The 20,776-nt window shown below is 40.2% G+C and carries 19 protein-coding genes and 1 pseudogene; 13 read left to right on the top strand and 7 right to left on the bottom strand.

Features of this window, described 5'->3' with window-relative positions; translation table 11 throughout:
- Positions 1–28 precede the first annotated feature (28 nt).
- The 7 genes from AC59HZ_RS08760 (at position 29) to AC59HZ_RS08730 (ending at position 9,017) form a co-directional block, all read left to right on the top strand.
- Positions 29–1,135: a DUF917 domain-containing protein gene (locus AC59HZ_RS08760; RefSeq protein ID WP_496545433.1), complete on the top strand. Its 1,107-nt coding sequence runs from the start codon at positions 29–31 to the stop codon at positions 1,133–1,135.
- Positions 1,116–2,696 carry a hydantoinase/oxoprolinase family protein gene (locus AC59HZ_RS08755; protein WP_496545432.1) on the top strand — a complete coding sequence of 527 codons (1,581 nt, stop codon included), beginning with the start codon at positions 1,116–1,118 and terminating at the stop codon, positions 2,694–2,696. Before AC59HZ_RS08760 ends, AC59HZ_RS08755 begins: the two co-directional genes overlap by 20 nt.
- A 15-nt stretch (positions 2,697–2,711) precedes the next feature.
- Positions 2,712–4,028 (top strand): purine-cytosine permease family protein, encoded by a 1,317-nt coding sequence (locus AC59HZ_RS08750; RefSeq protein ID WP_496545431.1) that lies wholly within the window; start codon positions 2,712–2,714, stop codon positions 4,026–4,028.
- A gap of 32 nt (positions 4,029–4,060) precedes the next feature.
- Positions 4,061–5,155 (top strand): S-methyl thiohydantoin desulfurase family protein, encoded by a 1,095-nt coding sequence (locus tag AC59HZ_RS08745; RefSeq protein WP_496545430.1) that lies wholly within the window; start codon positions 4,061–4,063, stop codon positions 5,153–5,155.
- Positions 5,155–6,735 (top strand): ROK family protein, encoded by a 1,581-nt coding sequence (locus AC59HZ_RS08740; RefSeq protein WP_496545429.1) that lies wholly within the window; start codon positions 5,155–5,157, stop codon positions 6,733–6,735. The genes AC59HZ_RS08745 and AC59HZ_RS08740 overlap by 1 nt, the downstream gene beginning before the upstream one ends.
- 89 nt (positions 6,736–6,824) lie before the next feature.
- Entirely contained in the window at positions 6,825–7,550 is a 726-nt protein-coding gene (locus tag AC59HZ_RS08735) for an aspartate/glutamate racemase family protein (protein WP_496545428.1), read from the top strand.
- Between the two features lie 192 nt (positions 7,551–7,742).
- On the top strand, positions 7,743–9,017 hold the full coding sequence (locus AC59HZ_RS08730) for a LysM peptidoglycan-binding domain-containing protein (protein ID WP_496545427.1): 1,275 nt from the start codon (positions 7,743–7,745) through the stop codon (positions 9,015–9,017).
- Between the two features lie 70 nt (positions 9,018–9,087).
- On the opposite strand, the gene infC is transcribed toward AC59HZ_RS08730, so the two are convergent.
- The 5 genes from infC to AC59HZ_RS08705 form a co-directional block, all read right to left on the bottom strand.
- Positions 9,088–9,564, bottom strand: a complete 477-nt coding sequence (infC, locus tag AC59HZ_RS08725) for a translation initiation factor IF-3 (RefSeq protein ID WP_496545426.1) — start codon at positions 9,562–9,564, stop codon at positions 9,088–9,090.
- Positions 9,565–9,694: 130 nt separating this feature from the next.
- Positions 9,695–9,850, bottom strand: a complete 156-nt coding sequence (locus tag AC59HZ_RS08720; RefSeq protein WP_098573206.1) for a type II toxin-antitoxin system antitoxin — start codon at positions 9,848–9,850, stop codon at positions 9,695–9,697.
- A 13-nt stretch (positions 9,851–9,863) separates the two neighbouring features.
- Positions 9,864–10,724, bottom strand: a complete 861-nt coding sequence (locus AC59HZ_RS08715; RefSeq protein ID WP_496545425.1) for an SPFH domain-containing protein — start codon at positions 10,722–10,724, stop codon at positions 9,864–9,866.
- Positions 10,725–10,890: 166 nt separating this feature from the next.
- On the bottom strand, positions 10,891–12,042 hold the full coding sequence (locus AC59HZ_RS08710) for an SLC13 family permease (protein ID WP_496545424.1): 1,152 nt from the start codon (positions 12,040–12,042) through the stop codon (positions 10,891–10,893).
- A 110-nt stretch (positions 12,043–12,152) separates the two neighbouring features.
- Positions 12,153–12,806 carry a fumarylacetoacetate hydrolase family protein gene (locus AC59HZ_RS08705; protein WP_496545423.1) on the bottom strand — a complete coding sequence of 218 codons (654 nt, stop codon included), beginning with the start codon at positions 12,804–12,806 and terminating at the stop codon, positions 12,153–12,155.
- Between the two features lie 157 nt (positions 12,807–12,963).
- Here AC59HZ_RS08705 and AC59HZ_RS08700 point away from each other — a divergent pair, with 157 nt between their 5' ends.
- Positions 12,964–13,404: a cell wall hydrolase gene (locus AC59HZ_RS08700; protein ID WP_496545422.1), complete on the top strand. Its 441-nt coding sequence runs from the start codon at positions 12,964–12,966 to the stop codon at positions 13,402–13,404.
- Positions 13,405–13,454: 50 nt separating this feature from the next.
- On the opposite strand, the gene AC59HZ_RS08695 is transcribed toward AC59HZ_RS08700, so the two are convergent.
- Positions 13,455–13,832, bottom strand: coding sequence for a hypothetical protein (locus AC59HZ_RS08695; RefSeq protein ID WP_496545421.1), 378 nt, complete (start codon positions 13,830–13,832; stop codon positions 13,455–13,457).
- A gap of 394 nt (positions 13,833–14,226) precedes the next feature.
- Here AC59HZ_RS08695 and AC59HZ_RS08690 point away from each other — a divergent pair, with 394 nt between their 5' ends.
- Both AC59HZ_RS08690 and AC59HZ_RS08685 read left to right on the top strand, forming a co-directional pair.
- The gene (locus AC59HZ_RS08690) at positions 14,227–15,141 is read left to right on the top strand and encodes a VOC family protein (RefSeq protein WP_496545420.1); all 915 of its coding nucleotides are present in this window, start codon (positions 14,227–14,229) and stop codon (positions 15,139–15,141) included.
- Between the two features lie 201 nt (positions 15,142–15,342).
- Positions 15,343–16,287 (top strand): hypothetical protein, encoded by a 945-nt coding sequence (locus tag AC59HZ_RS08685; RefSeq protein WP_496545419.1) that lies wholly within the window; start codon positions 15,343–15,345, stop codon positions 16,285–16,287.
- Between the two features lie 46 nt (positions 16,288–16,333).
- Here the strand turns inward: AC59HZ_RS08685 and AC59HZ_RS08680 are convergent.
- Positions 16,334–16,990 (bottom strand): annotated as a pseudogene (locus AC59HZ_RS08680) (DsbA family oxidoreductase); the annotation flags it as partial.
- A 201-nt stretch (positions 16,991–17,191) separates the two neighbouring features.
- On the opposite strand from AC59HZ_RS08680, the gene AC59HZ_RS08675 reads away from it, so the two are divergent.
- The 3 genes from AC59HZ_RS08675 (at position 17,192) to AC59HZ_RS08665 (ending at position 20,768) form a co-directional block, all read left to right on the top strand.
- The gene (locus tag AC59HZ_RS08675) at positions 17,192–17,314 is read left to right on the top strand and encodes a hypothetical protein (protein ID WP_496545418.1); all 123 of its coding nucleotides are present in this window, start codon (positions 17,192–17,194) and stop codon (positions 17,312–17,314) included.
- Between the two features lie 227 nt (positions 17,315–17,541).
- Positions 17,542–19,134, top strand: coding sequence for an FMN-binding glutamate synthase family protein (locus AC59HZ_RS08670; RefSeq protein ID WP_496545417.1), 1,593 nt, complete (start codon positions 17,542–17,544; stop codon positions 19,132–19,134).
- 2 nt (positions 19,135–19,136) lie between these two features.
- Entirely contained in the window at positions 19,137–20,768 is a 1,632-nt protein-coding gene (locus tag AC59HZ_RS08665) for an acetolactate synthase large subunit (RefSeq protein ID WP_496545416.1), read from the top strand.
- The last annotated feature ends 8 nt before the right edge of the window (positions 20,769–20,776 follow it).

Genomic DNA, 20,776 nt, shown 5'->3' with positions numbered 1-20,776 from the left:
GCATTAGGAATAGGAAAGGGGACAATCTATGACATGGCAAATTAAAAAGCAGGATATTCCATTATTAGCAATAGGTGCAAAATTGATTGGCTGTGGAGGTGGTGGCAGTCTCCTTACCATTCAGAACTTACTTTTATCGATGATGAAAGAGGAAGACACGATAACTGTAAAGACCCTAGTAGATCTCGAAGATGAATGGGTGGTAGGAACGGGTATGATGGGATCAACGGTTTTTTACAATGAACGCATCCCTTCCGGCGAAGAGGAAAGTCAGGCTTTACAGTTGTATGAGAATAATGTCCAGCAAAAGGCGGTAGCCGTCATTTCCGTTGAAATAGGTGGAGTGAATGGATTAGTCCCCATCTTGACAGCCTTTCTAAACAACTTGCCGGTAGTCGATGGGGATTACATGGGCAGGGCCTTTCCTGAAATATGGATGACAACCTTTCATCTCAATCAAAATTCTATTTCCCCACTTGTCCTTCTAGCCGAAGAGACAAGAACAATCATTCAGAGGGTTGAAGATATTCAACTCGTTTCAGAAATGGCAAAGGATTTTATGGTGAAAAACGGGGGAAATGTTCATTTTGCAGGTTTTGGGGCAAAAGCGAGTAAAGTAAAATCATCCATGATTCCTGGTTCCCTTCATTTAATTCTTCGCTTAGGAAAAGCTTTAACCAAAGAATCACCGGGTAGTGAAAAAATGGAAGAAATGATGGCTGTTTTCGAAAACTCCCTTTATGGAAAACCCATTCCCATTATCTCAGGTGTTGTTTCGGAAGTGAGCAGGTGGTTCGAATCTGAGAGCTTAATTGGGAAATTCGCCGTGGATGGCCAATCTTCTTTTTCCAATAAAAGAGTGGAGATCGAATTTAGAAATGAATTCATTTCCATTAAGGAAAAAAATTATATCTGCACCACGCCTGATTTAGTTCTTGTCTTAGATGCTGAAAAACTAACTCCCTATAATGTTTCCGAAATCCAACGTGGTCTGTCCGTCATCATACTGGCTGTTCCTGCCCCCAACATCCTTCGGACTAAGGAAATGCTTGAATATGTAGGGCCCCAAAATTTTAATTTAGCTGTTTCTTATCAACCATTGCAGGGAGAACACGATGATGAAGCTTGGAATTGACGTAGGTGGAACGAATACAGATGTAGTCATCGTAGGGAACGAAGGGAAACTGCTTTCCTGGAAAAAGCAACTTACCTCTAAAGATATTATTTCTGGAATAGAAGCAGCCACGAAAGCCGTCATCCAGGACGCACGTATAGGTCCAGAACAAATTGAAGGAATTTTTATCGGGACGACCCATGTACAAAATGCCCTTTATCATCCTGTACAACTATCGAAAACCGCGGTAATTCGCATCATGAAAAGTCCGTCACACGTGAAACCAGCTTTATTTTGGCCCGAACATCTGAAGTGTTATATTGGGAAGGTTTATCATCTTCAGCATTTTTATGACGATTTAAAACAAACTCTTGTGTCTCAGGAATTTGATAACCTTTATCGGGATTTAATAGAGGAAAACATTGAAGCGATTTGTATTGCAGCAGTAAATTCGCCATTAAATCCGAAAGAAGAGTTTTACTTACGGGATCAATTAAAAAATGTTTTCCCAGAGATGCCAATTACGATGTCCCACGAAATAGGAAGCTTTGGCTTCATTGAAAGAGAAAATGCTGCCCTTTTAAATGCCATATTATCAAAGGTTATTCGTCAAGCCATGATGGAATTAACCGATTTATTTCGAAAGCTGAAGCTTAACTGCCCATGCTGGCTTACACAAAATGATGGTTCATTAATTGAGCTGCATGAAGCCATCGATTACCCTATTTTCACGATTGGTTCCGGGGCAACGAATAGTTTCAGAGGGGCAAGCATTTTAAGTGGTTTACGAGAATGTATTGTCGTAGATTTTGGTGGGAGTACTATTGAAATCGGGAAAATTCGCAATGGGCAACCGGAATCGACTGAGAGCTCATCCTCTTTTTTAAACATTGATGTCAATTTGCGAGTACCCAAGATGTATTCATTGCCAATTGGAGGTGGAAGCCTGATTTCGATAGACAAGGGAGTTGTTCAAATAAAAGAAACAATTGCCAATGATCTCGAGCATCAAGGTATTTCTTGGGGAGGAGATTCGTGGACTATAACGGACTCATTCTTAAAAGTAAATCCAGAGATGTTTGCAGACGAAAAGCTGACACTTGATGGGTTGGAAAAGTTATCCTATGAAGATTGTCAAATGGTCATTAAAAAAGTAACGCAGGAAATTAAGGACAAGATTGCTCGTCTAGGGGTGAACAGCGATGGACTACCCGTTGTTCTAGTTGGCGGAGGCAGCAAATTACTAGTTAACCGTTTATTCGGTAAATACAAAAGAGTGTACCATCCACTTTGCAACCATATTAGTAATGCCATCGGTGCATGTTATGCACCTCTGAGTGCCCAGTACGATAAGGTGTTTTGGTTAATGAATCAGACGAAAGAAGAGATTATTGAGCAAGAAAAAGGCAAGCTTTTTCAACAGCTTCTTCGTAAAGGAGCAAAAGAAGATAGCATAAAGGTGGATTCGATTGAAGAATTTCCTTTTGATTATTTTAAGGGGGAAGTATTGAGAATTCGAATGAAGGCGATTGGAGATTTGCAAATGACACCTGCAGGCGAAGGTACGTCTATAAAAATTTAATAGGGGTTGATCCAAATGGAAAAGAAAATTAGCTTAGGTGATGACTACTCGTTATCAAGGGTACCAGAAACAGCACGTCATTCTTTGTGGAGCATTACGATTGTAAGGGTAGGGGCTCTCGCCACCATTTCACAGTTTATTTTGGGTGCCGCTTTAGGCTATGGAATGACTTTTTGGCAGGCATTTTGGGCTACGATGTTCGGCAGTGTCATATTACAGGTCATTAGTTTTCTATTAGGGTATGCAGGTGCACGAGAAGGTCTTTCAACGAGTCTATTGTCACGCTGGACCGGGTTTGGCCGCTATGGATCAAGTATTATCGGGGCGATTATTGCGATTGCCTGTATCGGCTGGTTTGGTGTACAGAACTCCGTGTTTGCCAATGGACTAGTTCAATCTTCAAATGGTAAACTAACTCTTCCTGTTGCGGCAACCATTACGGGATTAGGTGTAACAGTACTTGTTATTTTTGGCTTTAAATTGTTGAGTGCAACGGCATCCATTGCCGTACCTGCCTTTTTATTAGCTGTGGGTGTTGGAATCTATGAAGTTCTTAGCAAACATTCGATTTTCGATTTAACACATAGCCAGCCTGCAGGGGAGCCATTATCACTTGGTATGGCGGCGACAATGGTAGCTGGAGGATTTATCATTGGGGCAGTCATCACGCCTGACTTTAGTCGTTTTGCGAAAAATGGTAAGGATGTATTTTGGATGACGATGATCGGAACCTTTATCGGCGAACTTGGGATTAACATGATTGCGGTGCTAATGGCACTTGCGGCAAAAACAAATGACGTTGTCAGCATTATGATGCAAACATCCGGCTGGCTTGGGGCTATCGTGGTTGTATTTTCTACCATTAAAATTAATAATTTGAACTTATATTCTTCTTCATTAGGTTTTACGAACATTTTTGATTCCGTCTTTAAACTTAAATTAAATCGCGGGATGGTCACCCTTGTCATAGGTGTAATTGGAACCATTCTTTCCGTCATGGGGATCCTTGATAAATTCGTAGACTTCTTGATTCTTTTAGGCGTATTTATTCCGCCAGTTGCTGGAATTATGGTTATTGATTATTTTGTTTTAAAAACGCACCGCAAAGTATTAGACGAAAGCAGACTCGCTGGGACATTGCCAGAAAAGGTTGAAAAAATGAGTCCAATAACGCTGATTGCCTGGGCTGCAGGTTTTGCGGCCGGATATTTTGTCAAAGCAGGTATTCCATCGATCAATTCTCTTTTAGTAAGTGCAGTCGTTTATTACATTGGAATGCTAGTCATAAATTCTGTTTTTAACAAAAATGCTTCAAAGGGGCAAGCTGCCTAATAAATTTTCTGAATATTGGAGGTTTTTAGAATATGAGAAAAATTGGAAAACAACAAATTGAAGATATAGCAGTGGGAGCTGCACTGCTCGGAACAGGCGGCGGTGGTGACCCGTACATTGGAAAACTGATGGCCCTGCAGGCGATAGAAGAATATGGCGAAGTAACTCTTTTAGATCCGGATGAAGTACCTGAGGACGCATTAGTGGTTCCGTCCTCGATGATGGGTGCACCAACCGTTATGCTGGAAAAAGCACCTAGCGGAGAGGAAGCCATAGAGGCTTTTAAAAATCTAGAAGAATTTTTAGGGAAAAAGATATATGCAACCTTCCCGATCGAAGCTGGCGGTGTGAACTCCATGCTTCCGTTTGCCACAGCGGCAAGATTAGGTCTTCCTGTGATTGATGCGGATGGAATGGGGCGTGCCTTTCCTGAATTGCAAATGGTGACCTTTTATTTAGATGGTATATCTGCCACGCCTGGGGTTTTGGCGGATGAAAAAGGAAACACCTTGCTTCTCTCAACGATTAATAATGTTTGGACAGAGCGGATTGCCCGTGCAGCAACCATTCAAATGGGCGGTTCTGTCATGTGTGCGATTTATCCTATGACAGCGAAGGAATTGAAGCAGAGCGGAATTCATGGAATCCTGAAGCTCGAGGAGGAAATTGGAAAAGCAATCCGTCTTGCTAAAGTGAACAATGTCAATCCAATTGAGCAAGTCTTGAAAACAGTGGGAGGCATTGAACTATTCAGTGGAAAAATTAGTGATATTAACCGGAAAACAGAGACAGGCTTTGCCAGAGGAGAAGCGAAAATTGAGGGGTTAAATGAGTATAAAGGTGAAACGTGCACTTTAAGCTTCCAAAATGAACATTTAATCGCACAGACCGAACAACGTTTGCTTTGCGTTACGCCTGACCTTATTGCTGTTCTTGATGCAGAAACCGGACTTCCGATTACAACTGAAGGAATTCGCTATGGTGCCAGATGTGTTGTCATTGGTATTCCTTGTCACCCGAAGTGGAGAACAGCAAAGGGGATTGACACGGTAGGTCCAAAATACTTTGGCTACAATGTGGATTATGTACCTGTAGAAGAGCTTGTGAAAAAAGGAGTGGCTTTATAATGAGTATCTATCGAATTGGAATCGATGTAGGCGGAACCCATACGGACGCCGTCCTATTAGATCAAAATAACCAGGTAGTTTCTGAAACGAAAGCGGCAACGACAGAGGATGTCGCGACAGGCATTTACAATGCCATGAAAAGAATTATTGACGATGCCAATGTTCCCCGTGAACAGATCAAATATGCAATGCTTGGAACAACCCATTGTACCAATGCCATCGTGGAACGGAAACGCTTGAATAACATTGCTTCGATCCGGATTGGGGCACCGGCAACATTAGCCGTAAAGCCGCTGATTGGCGTGCCGGACGATCTCCGCGCGGCACTTGGCAAGCATGTTTATCTTATCCGTGGTGGACACGAATTTGATGGCCGTGAGATTGTGGAATTAGACGAAGAACGTTTATATGAAATTGCTTATGAAATTAAAGGGAAAGTAGATTCTGTAGCTATTACATCTGTATTCTCACCAGTGACGCAATCCCATGAACAACGAGCTGCTGAGATTTTGAAAGAAGTTCTTGGGGAAGATGTGCCGATTTCATTATCATCTGAAATTGGTTCAGTTGGATTGTTGGAAAGAGAAAATGCCACGATTTTGAATGCATCGGTTGTCAATGTAGCGAAAACCGCTGCAGATGGCTTCATCAATGCCTTAAAAGCGGAAGGCATTGATGCGAGAGTATTTTTCGGTCAAAACGACGGTACATTAATGTCAGTCGAGTACGCGGTTAAATATCCTATTTTCACCGTAGCCTGCGGACCAACAAACTCTTTGCGCGGAGCCTCTTATTTGAGCGATCTAACCGACGCGATTGTGGTGGACGTTGGCGGGACGACGTCTGATGTGGGTGTGTTAGTCCAATCGTTCCCAAGGGAATCGTCATTAGCAGTTGAAATCGGCGGAGCAAGGACTAATTTCCGTATGCCGGACCTTGTTTCCATTGGCCTTGGCGGAGGTACCATTGTTCGGATCCAAGAAAACGGTGAATTCACGGTTGGACCAGATAGCGTTGGTTACCGTCTGCCTGAGAAGGGGTTAATTTTTGGAGGAGATACGTTAACCACAACTGACGTAGCGGTCGCACTTGGTAAGGTTGAATTGGGGGATACATCAAAGGTTGCCCATTTAGATCAATCACTATTAGAGAAAGTCTATCAAAAAATGGTTGAATTGGTCGAGGAAGCGATTGATAAGATGAAAACAAGTGTGGTACCAGTGCCGGTTATCCTCGTTGGCGGAGGCAGCATTCTACTTCCGGAAACTTTAAACGGCGCATCTGAGGTAATCAGACCTCAGCATTCCGGCGTTGCCAATGCCATTGGGTCCGCGATTTCCCAAGTAAGCGGGCAGGTCGAAAAGGTCTACACCCTCGATACCATTGGCAGGGAAAAAGCGCTGGAGGATGCCAAATCTATCGCAAGGAGCGAGGCCATCAATGCAGGAGCGGATCCCGAATCGCTTGTTATTGTAGATGTTGAAGATGTTCCGCTTGCCTATATGCCAGGAAATGCCACCCGCATCCGTGTGAAAGCAGCCGGTGATTTAGCGCAATTTCAACCTCAGCAATTAGTGTAGTCTGTTAGATTTCTATTTTAAGCCTAATTTTAAAGGGCCAGTGGGTAATTTCCTGCTGGCCGTAAATCTATAAAAAGGAGTGCAGATAAATGAAAATCAAAGTTATTATGCCTGTAACTTCGGATATTTTCAATGAGGAAGTTAATAAAGAATTTACTTATTATGCTTCTGAATCCACAGAAGTCGGTGTTGGCAACCTAGATTATGGCCCTGAATCTGTAGAAAGTGAATATGATGAAGCGCTTTGTATTCCAGACTTTTTAGAAAAAGCAATCGAGGCAGAAAAAGAGGGTTACGATGGGGTCATTAGTAATTGTTTTGGAGATCCCGGTGTGAAGCCTGCAAGAGAAGTTTTGAATATACCAGTTGTTGGTCCATGTGAATCCTCTATGCTATTTGCCAGTGCTTTGGGAAAATCATTTTCGGTCGTAACCGTTTTACCGAACGTCGTCCCAATGATTGAAAACATTAGTAAAACAGTAGGAGTAAATGGAAATCTTGCTTCTGTCAGATACATAAACATTCCCGTTCTAGAGGTTCATGAAAAGGATAAGTTGAAAAAAGCATTGTATGAGGAAATGATTAAGGCCATCGAATTGGATAACGCCCATGTGCTTGTTTTAGGATGCACCGGCTTTTTGGGGGTAGCAGTGGAGCTTCAACAGCACCTAAAGGAAAACGGTTATGATGTTCCGGTGATCGATCCTGCATTTGCAGCAACACGAATGTTAGAAAGCTTAATTACGATGGGAGTAAAACAAAGTCGCTTGACCTATATGACTCCACCATCAAAAAAGAGAGTAAAAAGTGTTTAATATGATCCTTTTTAACGGGCACTGTGATAGGTTCACAGTGCCCGTGTTGGTGTGAAAATGAGTGTGACGGGCACTGTGGCGAGTTGAGTAGTGCCCGTGTTGGTACAAAAAAAGAGAGGATGGACATTGTGGTGAAATTCTGAATAACGATTAATTGGCATAAATTCTTTAATATAGGGGAGGGGTGACTAGATGTCTGTCCATGTTGTTGGTACTGGAGAAAATCTGTGGTCTATTTCCAAGCAGTATAATGTATCCATTCAATCAATTGTTAGTGTAAACGGATTAACATCGACAGCTCTTGTACCAGGTCTTGCTCTTTATATTCCAGACAAATCGTTGCCAATCCGTGCTTATCGAATAAAGAAGGGCGATTACCCATGGAAATTAGCCCAAGCATTTAACTCTAATCTTGCATTGATGAGTGCAGCTAATCCGGGAATAGATCTCAATCACCTTCGGGTCGGCCAAGTCATAAACATTCCCTCATCCATATATTTGGAAATTACTACTCTAGGGTTTTTGGTACCTTCAGCAGAGACGACAACCTTTTCGATAATAGAATCATTATCCAGTCAGTTAACCTATTTAGCGATCGTAAATTATTCTTTTACCGATAAGGGTTTTGCTTTTATGGTAACCGAAGATTCTGCCTATATTACTAAATGCAATCAAGTAAACATTACACCATTATTGATGATTCGAAACTTTACTGCCAAAGGATTTAGTGCGGAGCTGGCAGGAACGGTACTGGGAAATTCAACTTATCGACAGAACTTAGTGGCAAGCATCGTCAATCTAACAACAACTAGAGGGTTTGGCGGTGTAAGCCTTGACCTTGAATTTATCCCTCCGGCAAATCGTAACGATTTTAATTTGTTCTTAATAGAATTAAAGAAACAATTGGATGGACGAATTTTACAAGTAAACGTTCACGCCAAAACAGCGGATTTACCGACCAATCGAATTGTCGGAGCATATGATTATGCAGCCATTGGAAATGCAGTCGACCTTATGGCGGTCATGACGCTCGATTATGGCTATCCGGGCGGCCCGCCCGATCCGATTTCACCAATTGGATGGGTAGAACAAGTGATTAACTACGCGCTAACCAAAATAGCTCCGGGTAAAATGCTGATCGCCATGGCGTTATATGGGTATGATAAAGTGGTCACTACAAAGGAAACGAAGGGATTATCAGTGCTGGCAGCACAAAATCAGGCGATCTTAAATGGAGCACATATTCAATTTGAAGATTCGGCTAAATCACCATGGTATCGATATTGGAGCGGCACAAATGAGCATGTCGTTTGGTTTGAAGACATTCGAAGCTATATTGAAAAGTATAACCTTATTGATATTTACCATTTAGTCGGCACAACTTATTGGCAAATCAGTCTGCCAGCACCACAGAATTGGGCGTATTTAAGGAAAAATATTAAAGTGATAAAAACTAGAAATTACTAAAGAAAAAACAAAAATGCGAGGGGTCTATTGACTCTCGCATTTTTGTTGATGTATGAATTTTGCATGTGTTTTATGGTTTTAACAAAATCGATAATATTCGGCCTTGTAATGTAGCGTTTGTTTTTGAATTTACTAAGTGATTGACCTCTTGGCAAAAATTAGCGAGAAGTTCTTCACCAATTTCTGTATGCGTGATTTCCCTTCCACGAAAACGGACACTTACCTTTACATGATAACCTTTTGATAAGAAAGAAATCGCGCTTCTTACCTTTGTATGAAAGTCATTTTCGCCAATCGAGATAGACATACGGATTTCTTTTGTCTCGATTGTTTGCTGATTCTGTTTGCTCTGCCTTTCTTTTTTCTGTAAATCAAATTTGTATTTTCCAGCATCTAAAATCTTACAAACCGGAGGATCAGCCTCACTGATTTGGATAAGGTCTAATCCCAACTCAAACGCCATGTTAAGGGCTTGAACGGTAGGTAACACTTGTTGACCGCTTTCTGATACGAGTCTCACTACTTTTGATTGAATCGCTTCGTTCATAATAATCTTTTTAATAAATGAATCCCTCCAATTAGGAAAAATACTCGATTATTACATATTATGTAAATTTAAAGGGGCGGTTCCCATGGCTTAAAATGTTAATTAAGACCACAAGAACCGTCCCTTTGGCTTATTCTTTTTTTAATCTTCCTGCCTTTTTGGCTGCCTCTTTTAGGATGACTTCGATTTGGGCGTTAACACTTCTTATTTCATCTTCCGCCCATTTCTCCAGAACTTCATATAATTTAGGATCGATTCGAAGCGGAAATGATTTTCTTTTGCTCATTTATTACACAACCTTAATAAATACTTCCTGTATTGATGATGGGCTGCGTTCCTTTCTCAGAAACGATGGCGACCATTAGGTTATTCACCATTTGGGCTTTTTTCTCCTCATCCAACTCTACAATTTCCTGCTCCGCGAGCTGGTCAATGGCAGCCTTGACAAGTCCTACGGCACCGTCGACAATTACTTTTCGTGCTGATAAAACAGCTTGAGCTTGCTGCCTTTGCAGCATGGCAGAGGCGATTTCCGAAGAATACGCGAGATGCATAATCCGTGCCTCGATCACGTCGACACCGGCAACATCCAGTCTTTTCTGCAAATCCGACACGAGTACATCTGCGACTTCATCACTATTTTGTCGAAGGGTCAGCGTGTTCTCTGCAGTTCCGAACGAATCATAGGCATAAGTGCTGGCAATATGACGAATACCGGTTTCGCTTTGGATTTGAATGAAATTTTTATAGTTTTCCACATCAAACAGGGCTTTTGCGGCATCTCTTACTTTATAGACCACAACAGCAGCAATTTCAATTGGATTTCCTTCTAAATCATTGACCTTAAGCTTCTCACTGTTAAAATTGGTAACTCGTAAAGAAACACTTCGTTTGAAGGTGAATGGAATGGTTGCCCATAACCCTTGGTCTCTAATGACACCCAGATAGGTTCCAAAGAAAGTTAATACTTTGGCTTCGTTTGGCTGAACAACGGTTAAACTTGTCGCAATAATGAGACCTAAAAGAACGACAAATACTCCACCAACTTTTCCAGGAATATCTGTTCCAGTAACCAGTAAATAAACTCCGAAAATAATACACAAAAGCGCCAGAATTAGTGCGGCAAAACCATTCATTTTAAAAACGGATTTTTCTCTCATACGTTTCCCTCCCAAAGTAAAGTGATATGAAAGTGATATCACATTTATATCATATTACATTTGTTAAATAAAGTAAATTTATTATTATTTGAAAATCAATAATGAGGAAGGGCCGCTATCCTAAATCAGGAATAGCGGCCCTTCATTCTACCGGGGGTACCGTTTGTTAAATAATTTTTAGTAATTTCATGATTACATACTGAATAAGTACGAAAAACGCCAAAAAGGAAAAGTTATAGATACTAAATTTAATTAAATATTGCTTGGCTTCACTTGGATTTGACTGAATAAACAGTTTGTAAGAGATGACACTGGCGAGAGAAGCAATGATCGTTCCCAGCCCGCCAATATTGACCCCCAGTAACAAAGGTTTCCAATCCATTGTGAAGTTTGCAAGCAGGATGGAGGCAGGTACATTACTGATCATTTGGCTGAAAAATATCGAACTGAAATAAACAGAAGCAGGGTTCTTTAAGCTTGTACCAGCTAAAGTTTGTACGGCTTCTGAATGAGATATATTTCCTATAAAAATAAAAAAACAAATAAAGGTTACTAGCAGCAAATAATCAATTTTTAGTAATACTTTTGCGTTAAATAAAAATGAAATCAACAATGTGATTATGAATGCGATTTTATAAGGGATGATTCCAAAAATAGAAGCAATAATGACGCCAAGTACCAATCCCCAAACCAATCCTTTTTTCCAATCAGCTATCGTAACTGGAGTAAGATCTACTTTTAGCTCATTCCCCTGAAGCCTATGAATGAAAAAATAGAGAGAACTGACGCCAAGAATAGCCATGAATAGGACTGTTGAAAAAAAGGGCATCGGCTTAAGCCCAAAATAGGAATAGATAAACAAATTTTGCGGGTTTCCCATTGGTGTCAGGCTGCTGCCGATATTGGCAGCGACTGTCTGGAGGATAACCGTCTCCATCATAGGCATTTTTGTCTTTTTGCTGATGACAAGAGTCAAGGGCACAAATGTCAGTAACGCTACATCATTTGTGACAATCATTGAACTAAAAAAACACAGCAAAATCAGAATCGCTGAAATATCTTTACTGTTCTTGCATTTATTTAAAAGGCTAATCGCCAATTTATCTAATATCTTAAGCTCTTCCAACGCCTTAATTACTAGCATTAAGTTGAATAGACAGACCAAAACATGAAAATTAATATACTCCATTTTCGGAGTCTGAATGAAACAACTAGCAGCTGCAAGGATGATGGAAATGGTAAAGACTAGGTCTTTTTTTAAAAAACGAAACGATACAGATAACTTATATTTTTGTCTTACAACAACAGATTCTTTCATGGTATATCACCGCCGGAAAATTTCACAACGTTATGATTCTACCATGAACGTTGGGGGATGGATAGAAAAATTTCGGTGCCACAGGGACGGTTCCCATGGTTTAAATCAGATTAGTTGAAGCTGAGAGAACCGTCCCCATGGCTTAATTTAATCACACAATCCCCAAGAATTTGGTTATCCCATTTTAAGGACAAATGATCTCCGTTCAATATTGGTCCGACTCCTTCTGGTGTTCCTGTAAAGATGATGTCACCTTCACTCAAGCCAAAATGATCGGAGGTGAAATCAACGATTGTCTGTAAATCAAAAATCATATTTTTAATATTTCCTTGTTGGACCATTTCGCCATTTTTAATAAGCGTAAAGTCCTTTTCTTTTAATTCGTTAATTCCAGGAAATCCAATGTATTTACTCACAACAGCGGAATTAGGAAATCCCTTTGCAAACAGCCATGGATAGCCTTTTTTCTTTAATTCAGTTTGAACATCCCTTAAGGTAAAATCGATGCCAATCCCCATTCGGTCGATCACTTCATCTGCCTTCATGCCTTTCTCGTGTTTTCTTCCAATATAGATCACAAGTTCTGTTTCATAATGGATAGATCCGCGATTTCCAGGCAGATAAATCTCCTGGCCATTGGCTTCTACAAATGCATGAGTTGGCTTTGAAAATAGAAAAGGGGAAGTGGGGACTTCATTGTTTAATTCTTTTGCATGGGCCACATAATTTCGGCCAACACAATAAATGTTTCTAATCTGCCTCATAATCAAAACCTCTTTCAAAATTGTGTTGATATTTCTGCATAAACAATGAAAGTGTATCTTTACTTATAAAAATGCGCAAGTCTTTGTGCAATTCTTATTTATTAAACAATGTCAACATTGTAGGCTATTTTTCATACAATATTTTTGGGGTGATAAAATGCCAAGAGCTAATTACCGAACTTCTGACGTTGACTTAATGGCAAGGATGATGAGAGCAGAGGCCGAAGGTGAAGGAAAACAGGGAATGTTATATGTTGGAAATGTCATTGTAAATCGTCTTGTAGCAAATTGTTTAGACTTTAAAGGGTTAAGAACAGTTAACCAGGTTATTTTTCAAGTACAAGGAGGAAATTTTTCCTTTGAAGCTGTTCAAAAAGGGAATGTATTTTATCAAAGAGCAAGAACTGCTGAAAAAAGATTAGCAAAACAGAATTTGGATTATTGGAGAGATCACCCAGCAAAATTTGCATTATGGTATTTTAATCCACATGCTCCATGTCCTGCAACATGGTACGATCAACCAAAATCTGGACAATTTAAAGAACATTGTTTTTATGAACCAAAACCTGCAACATGTGATAGTGTTTATATGGGTTAAAGCTAACCCTAATATATAAAAAGCAGGAAGGAAAAAATCTTTCCTGCTTTTTACACTGTATGGGCATTAACCACGAGCCAAAGGGAAACTTCTGAAACTGTGTTTGAAGCATTGTGGAGGATTAAAACCATGACATTCGGCTCTTTTGGGCCATTTTGTAAAGAAAAGATATGTTCCATTGGACTCGTTAAGTATCCCGCTGTGATAACGTTTTCGTTTTCTCGAGCTTCTAATCGAAAGTCTAGATATTCACGACTATTTATCTGGACACCTGGTCTCCACGTATAACGTTTAAAACCATGGCCAAGATCCTCTTCAATAGCATGTTTATAACTCAAATCGAACCGTCTTTTATTGATAATATCGGGAGATTGTTTTGGTTGATTGGTAAAATGCAGCCATCCATTTACAGATGAAAAATTACTCATTGGAATCACTCCTTGTCTATAAAATATTAAACACGCAAATTAGTAGATGTAATTTTTGGACGAGTCATTTAGGTAGTTCATTATCATATGTATATTGGACTTTATGAAGGCTATTCCATAATTCCTTTATTATAATATTTATCAAAATTTTATATTTCTTATATAGGAGGGGGGTGCTATTTTTAGTGCACCTTATTTGCTTATAATAGATTAAGAAGTTTACAAAATTTTGGGTGTACCATTTTGGTACACTATTTTTGGTGAATGTCACAGGAACCATCTCTATGAATTCTGTGGATGAAAATGGTAAAATAAATTGAAATGATAATTTGTTTCTTTAAAAAATGGAATGTTGGTCCCATTCTTATCGAACAAAAATGATGGAGGAATATCTATGTCCAAAACAAATCAAAAAATCGTTCCGCATTTATGGTATGACAAGGAGGCAAAAGAAGCTGCCGAGTTTTACGCATCCATTTTCCCGGACTCTAAAATTACGAATGTAACAACAATCCATGACACACCATCTGGCGACTCCGATATAGTCACTTTTGAGCTTTGGGGGCAGAAGTTCATGGCCATCAGCGCAGGGCCTTATTTCAAGCTCAATCCGTCGGTGTCTTTCATCGTTAATTTTGATCCTTCGCGAGAAAAAGACGCAGGCGAAAAACTAGATGAGGTTTGGAACAAATTGTCCGAAGGCGGCACAGCGTTAATGCCGCTTGATAAATATCCGTTCAGTGAGAAGTTTGGCTGGATACAGGACAAGTTTGGTATGTCCTGGCAGTTAATCCTAACCAATCCAGAAGGTGAAGAGCGGCCTGCAATCGTGCCGTCGCTTTTGTTTGTCGGTGATAAATGCGGCAGCGCGGAAGAAGCTATTAATTTTTATTTATCAGTATTTAAAAACTCAAAGCAGGGACTTCTCACCCGCTATCCTAAAGGCATGGCACCTGACAAGGAAGGAACAATTATGTTCTCTGATTTTAGCTTAGAAAATCAGTGGTTTTCGGCAATGGATAGTGCGCATGAGCACAAATTTAGTTTTAACGAGGCACTCTCCTTTATGGTTTACTGCGACACACAAGAAGAGATTGATTACTATTGGGAAAGGCTCTCTGCAGTTCCTGAAGCCGAGCAATGCGGCTGGCTGAAAGATAAGTTTGGCCTATCCTGGCAGATTGTGCCAAGTGAGATGGACAAGATGATGAGCAAGGGCACACCGGAGCAGCTTGCTCGCGTAACGAAAGCCTTTCTTGAAATGAAAAAATTTGATCTTGTAAAATTACAGGAAGCATACAAGAGATAATGAGAAGCTCTTCTCGATAAAATAATCTGAAGGCCCGACTAGCTCCTCTCCATTAGTCGGGCCTTTTCAGACGAAAAATTCCGATTGTCTCCTAATAGAACCGTCCCCAAGGCCTTTCCTATTAATTTTATCATCTCAAAATGGTCTTTTTGTATTTCTTTGAAACTATAATGATACAAACTTTTAAGTAGGTGATGAGGCATGGAAATAGTAATCCGTGATATGAATCTTGAAGAAGATTTACCAACGGTTTTGCAACTAATTAACCAATATGAGAGAGAACCGATTGATTCAAGATTTTTTAAACAAATGCTTACCGCTCAAAAACAGGCCAAGGTTGTTAAACAAGTTGTGCTTGAACGGGATAAAAAATTGACCGGTTTTGCCTATATGGTTAGTGGGGCACCAATAGCACCGGCTGGATTCCTACTCCAGAGAATTGTTACAGATATTCATTGCCAGAAACAGGGGATTGGCCGGATTCTTGAATCCGTTTTATGGCAGTACATACAAGATATTAAACCTAAAGGTTTATCTACTAGTGTGAATGAAACGAATCCTGAATCTAAAAAATGGGCAGAACGGCATGGGTTTACTGAGCAGGAAATCGTCTTTGAATCCGTTTTGGACCTCTCTTCTCAAAATCTTCTAAATGTGAAGGAACTTCTAAAAACGTTTGAAGAACAGGGTTTTTCCTTAAAAACCATGGATGATTATCCAGGCGAGGATTGTTTTGAAGAAGTATGCGAATTGTTTCGATCTATAGCAAAGGATGTTCCCGCTTCCTATGGCAATTCGGAAGAAATAGAAAAGGGAACGGCTGCATCTTTTTTAAAATCAGTACCTTCACAAAACGTGATTTTAGCAGCGAAGAATGAACGTCTCGTAGGCATCACGTTAATGAATGAACGGGTGAGGAATGAGGAGATGTATAATTCCTTCACAGGGACCGTAGCGGACATTCGGGGCCAAGGAATCGCATATGCCTTGAAATTACAAGCCGTTAAACATTGTATTGAATCGGGCCATACACGTATGAGAACCAATAATTCATCCATTAATTTTCCAATGCTGGCTGTAAATAAAAAAATGGGATTTGTCAGGCAGCCTGGAAAATGGATCTTAACAAAGCCGCTCGAATGGTGATTTCGTAATGAAAGCGCCGGATGGAGGCGCTTTCTAGTTTTATGGTTTATTTTTCGGGAATCTCGCAACCGTCATCATCACAAGTGGCACCGCTTTGGCCGCCTAAGTTTGTGAAGGGACCATCCTGTTGCATGACTTGCTGGAAAGCCTGGACAAATGTTTCGAGAGGCTGAGCCCCGGTCAGCGAATACTTTTTGTTAATTAGGAAGAAGGGTACGCTGCGAATCCCGTATTGTTGTGCTTGAACTTCATCTCCATAAACAGCATCACTCATTTCCTTACTTGCGAGCATTTCTTTCACGGCCGAGACGTCCAATCCAATTTCTTCCGCCAGCTGTACAAGGGTGACATGGTCACCAATGTGTTTGCCCTCGGTGAAGTACGCACGCAGGAGTCGTTCGGTCATTTCCTTCATCATCCCATGCTTTTTAGCAAACATTGATAATCGATGGGCATCAAAGGTATTGGTTAAAATGACTTTATCAAAGTGATACTCCAATCCAGCGTCCCGAGCCATGCGTTCCGTTTTGCGGCAGCTCGCCTTCGCTTGGTTGATACTCATCCCATATTTTTTTGACAAACTTTCGTAGACATTATAGGGAACATCTCGTTCTGTGGAGGGATCCAATTCAAAGCAGCGATACACGACTTCAACAGGAAAATCGATTTTCTGAATAGCGTCATCCAGACGCTTTTTGCCAAGATAGCAAAATGGTCAAGCAAAATCAGTCCACATTTCAATTAACATGACAACTTCCTCCTTAATCGGTTATTTCTTTAGTATATCAATTCAATTCTTTTTCTAAAAAAATAAAAAATTCAATTATTTGGTAAACCCTTGCCCCTGACAAAATGGGTTGGACATGCATACGAATACCATAAACAAATTAGGGGGGAATGGTGATTGAAGAACAGGAAAATAAAAAGAATAGCAGTTGATTCCATCCTTTTTTCAGATGTTGACGATTGTGAAACAGACGATGAAACAGATGATTGGGATGTTCAATTCGAAGGAAGTGTAAGTTAAATATTTTAGGACTTTTAGTTGAGATACCGAATACAGGTTGAGACCACTAAAATCGTCCAACTGGCCTGAGGTTGCCTGAACTCTGGTGTGGTAATACGCTACCACTCTGGGGTCAGGCTTTTTACATTTAGCTCATATTAAGGATAAATTTCCCCATAAAGAGAATCTTATCATTATAAATCCCATTTTATATATTAATTAAGTGTTTACTTATGGAGGAAATGATAATGAATATTGCCGACGTTTTAATCATCATTGTATTTGTTTTATTGGTTTTGTTTGTATTGGTCTTACTAGTTGTAGGATTGTATCTATTATTTATCGACCGAAAGCAAAAACAGCATCCAATTCTTCGCAATTATCCACTTTTAGGACGTGCAAGATACTTTTTGGAGACAATTGGACCTGAGCTTCGTCAGTACTTATTTGATAGTAACAATGATGGAAAACCTTTTTCTCGAATCGATTTTCAACATATTGTAAAACAAGCAAAGTATAAACGTAATGTGATTGGATATGGTTCACAACGGGATTTTGAAGAAGCTGGTTTTTATATTCGGAATTCCATGTTTCCTAAATTAACAGAGGAATTAACAATGGACCAAGAGACAAAAGTAACGACGAATCGTTATCTCTTGTTAAAAGAACCTTTATTTACACAGAAAAAAGAAGTGTTAGAGGAAAATGAATCATCCGCCTATTTATTAGACGATAAGGATGCGATCGTGATTGGAAAAAATTTAAAGCACCCTTTCATTGTAAAAGGACAAATTGGGATGTCCGCAATGAGTTATGGTTCATTAGGAGATCATGCCATTACCGCACTCTCCAAAGGCTTAGCTATAGCGAAGGGGGCATGGATGAATACAGGTGAAGGTGGGCTTTCAGAACATCATTTAAAAGGCGGCGTAGATATCATAATGCAAATTGGCCCCGGATTATTTGGGGTAAGAGATAGAGAGGGAAATTTCAGCTGGGAAGCATTAAGAGAGAAAAATAAAATTCCTGTAATTAAAGCTTTTGAGCTTAAATTAGCTCAAGGGGCAAAGACACGCGGCGGTCATATTGATGGCGAAAAAGTAACAGAGGAAATCGCAAGAATCCGGATGGTAGAACCATTTAAATCCATCGATAGCCCTAATCGTTTTAAAGAATTTAGTGATTTTCCGTCCTTATTTAATTTTATGGAACGGATTCGTGAGGAAACAGGAAAACCGGTTGGAATGAAATGCGTTATAGGAAGTAAGCATGAAGCCGATGAATTGGCAAAAGCCATCAAAGAAACCGGAATAGGCCCCGATTTTATCACCGTAGACGGTGGTGAAGGCGGGACAGGTGCTTCTTATCAGGAACTGGCTGACAGTGTTGGATTACCTATTAAAGCTGCTCTGCCATTAGTAAACAATGCCCTTTTATCATATGGCGTCCGTGATCGAGTGAAAATCATTGCCTCAGGTAAACTTTTTTCACCAGATAGAGTCGCAATTGCTCTTGCGATGGGGGCGGATCTCGTCAATATTGCACGGGGATTTATGATTACAGTAGGTTGTATCCAAGCCTTAAAATGCCAATCAAATGCTTGTCCAGTCGGTGTAGCCACAACCGATCCCGATTTACAAAAGGCGCTTGTCATTGATGAGAAAAAGTATCGTACGGCAAATTATTTAATTAGTATGCGTAAAGGGTTGTTCCGCCTGGCAGCGGCAGCTGGTTTGGATTCCCCTGTGCATTTTAAACCTGAACATATCGTTTACAAAGACGAAAGAGATCATGTTTATTCATTAGAAGAAGTGTATCAATCCATTGTAAAGGGTGTGTAATAGTGAAGGCAGCTGAATTATTAGTGAAGTGTTTAGAGGAAGAGGACGTAGAATATATCTTTGGGATACCAGGCGAGGAAAATATCGATCTAATGGATGCTCTGCTGGATTCAACAATTAAATTTATCGTAACCCGACATGAAACGAGTGCTGCTTTTATGGCAGGGACTTATGGAAGATTAACGGGAAAACCTGGTGTGTGCTTAGCAACCTTAGGGCCGGGCGCAACAAATCTGTTAACAGGTGTGGCAAATGCCAACATGGATTTGAATCCAATTGTGGCGATTACCGGCCAAGCTAGTTTAGACAGGCAACATAAAATTAGTCATCAGTATTATGATTTAATTCATATCTATGAACCTGTAACAAAATGGAATGCACAAATAAAAAAGGGAGAAATCATACCTGAGGCAGTTCGTAAAGCATTTCAAGTATCGACTCAAGATAAACCAGGTGCTGTCCACATCGATCTCCCAAATGATGTTGCTGGAATGGAGGTAAAGGGAACTCCATTAAAGGGTACAATCCATACTTTAACAGAAGCAGGGGAACAGGTCATTAAAGAGGCAGCCCAACTTATTGAACAGGCTGAATACCCTATTATTTTAGCTGGTAACGGAATAACGAGAGGAAATGCTGCTGATCAATTACGGGCTCTAGTGGAAAAGATCAATATACCAGTCGTCCATACTTTCATGGGAAATGGAGCTCTTCCCTGGAACCATGACTTAAGTTTACTTACCGCAGGCATTGGTGGGAATGATTACATTACTTGTGGATTTAATCATTCCGATTTAATTATCGCAATTGGTTTTGATATTGCAGAATATGCTCCTTCTAAATGGAATCCTAATGGTGCCACCTCCATTTTACACATTGATACAGAAGAAGCAGAGACCGATCAACATTATCCTGTAAAACTAAACGTAGTAGGAGATATCAAACAGAATTTAGAAAAGTTACATAACGTTCTTTCCCAAAGAGAAAGGAATAATTCATGGGTATTGAACGTCCGGAATAAGGCACTGACTGAGCTGAAGCAATTTAGTGACGATACAAGCTTCCCACTCAAACCTCAGAAAATTATTTCCGATTTACGTGCTGTTTTACAGGAAGAGGATATTGTGATTTCAGATGTGGGGGCACATAAAGTATGGATAGGGAGAATGTTCCATACCTATCAACCGAATACTTGTCTTATTTCTAATGGCCTGGCATCAATGGGGATCGCTGTCCCTGGAGCAATAGGGGCGAAGCTTGCCGAGCCGAATCGTACCGTAGTAGCGGTATGCGGGGATGGATCTTTTCAAATGACTGGCGCTGAGTTAGAAACAGCCAAACGGCTGAATCTCCCTATTATTGTTTTATTATGGAGAGATGAAGGGTATGGATTAATTGAATGGCATCAGTTGAAAAAGTTTAACCGTACTTCCCATATCAAATTTGGTAATCCTGACTTTGTTCAGCTTGCCTCTTCCTACGGATTTGAAGCTTTGCAAATTAACAGCGCAGAGGAACTTAAACCTGCATTAGAAAAAGCCATTGCCATGAACAAACCAGTTTTTATTGATTGCCCAGTTGATTATAGTGAAAACATGAAATTAACGGAGAAGTTAAGTCATCTTCAATGCTAAGAAAGGGA

Source organism: Neobacillus sp. DZ-9 (genome assembly GCF_059587065.1).
The sequence above is the reverse complement of the archived record's forward strand: the minus strand, read 5'-3'. Positions and strand labels throughout refer to the sequence as shown.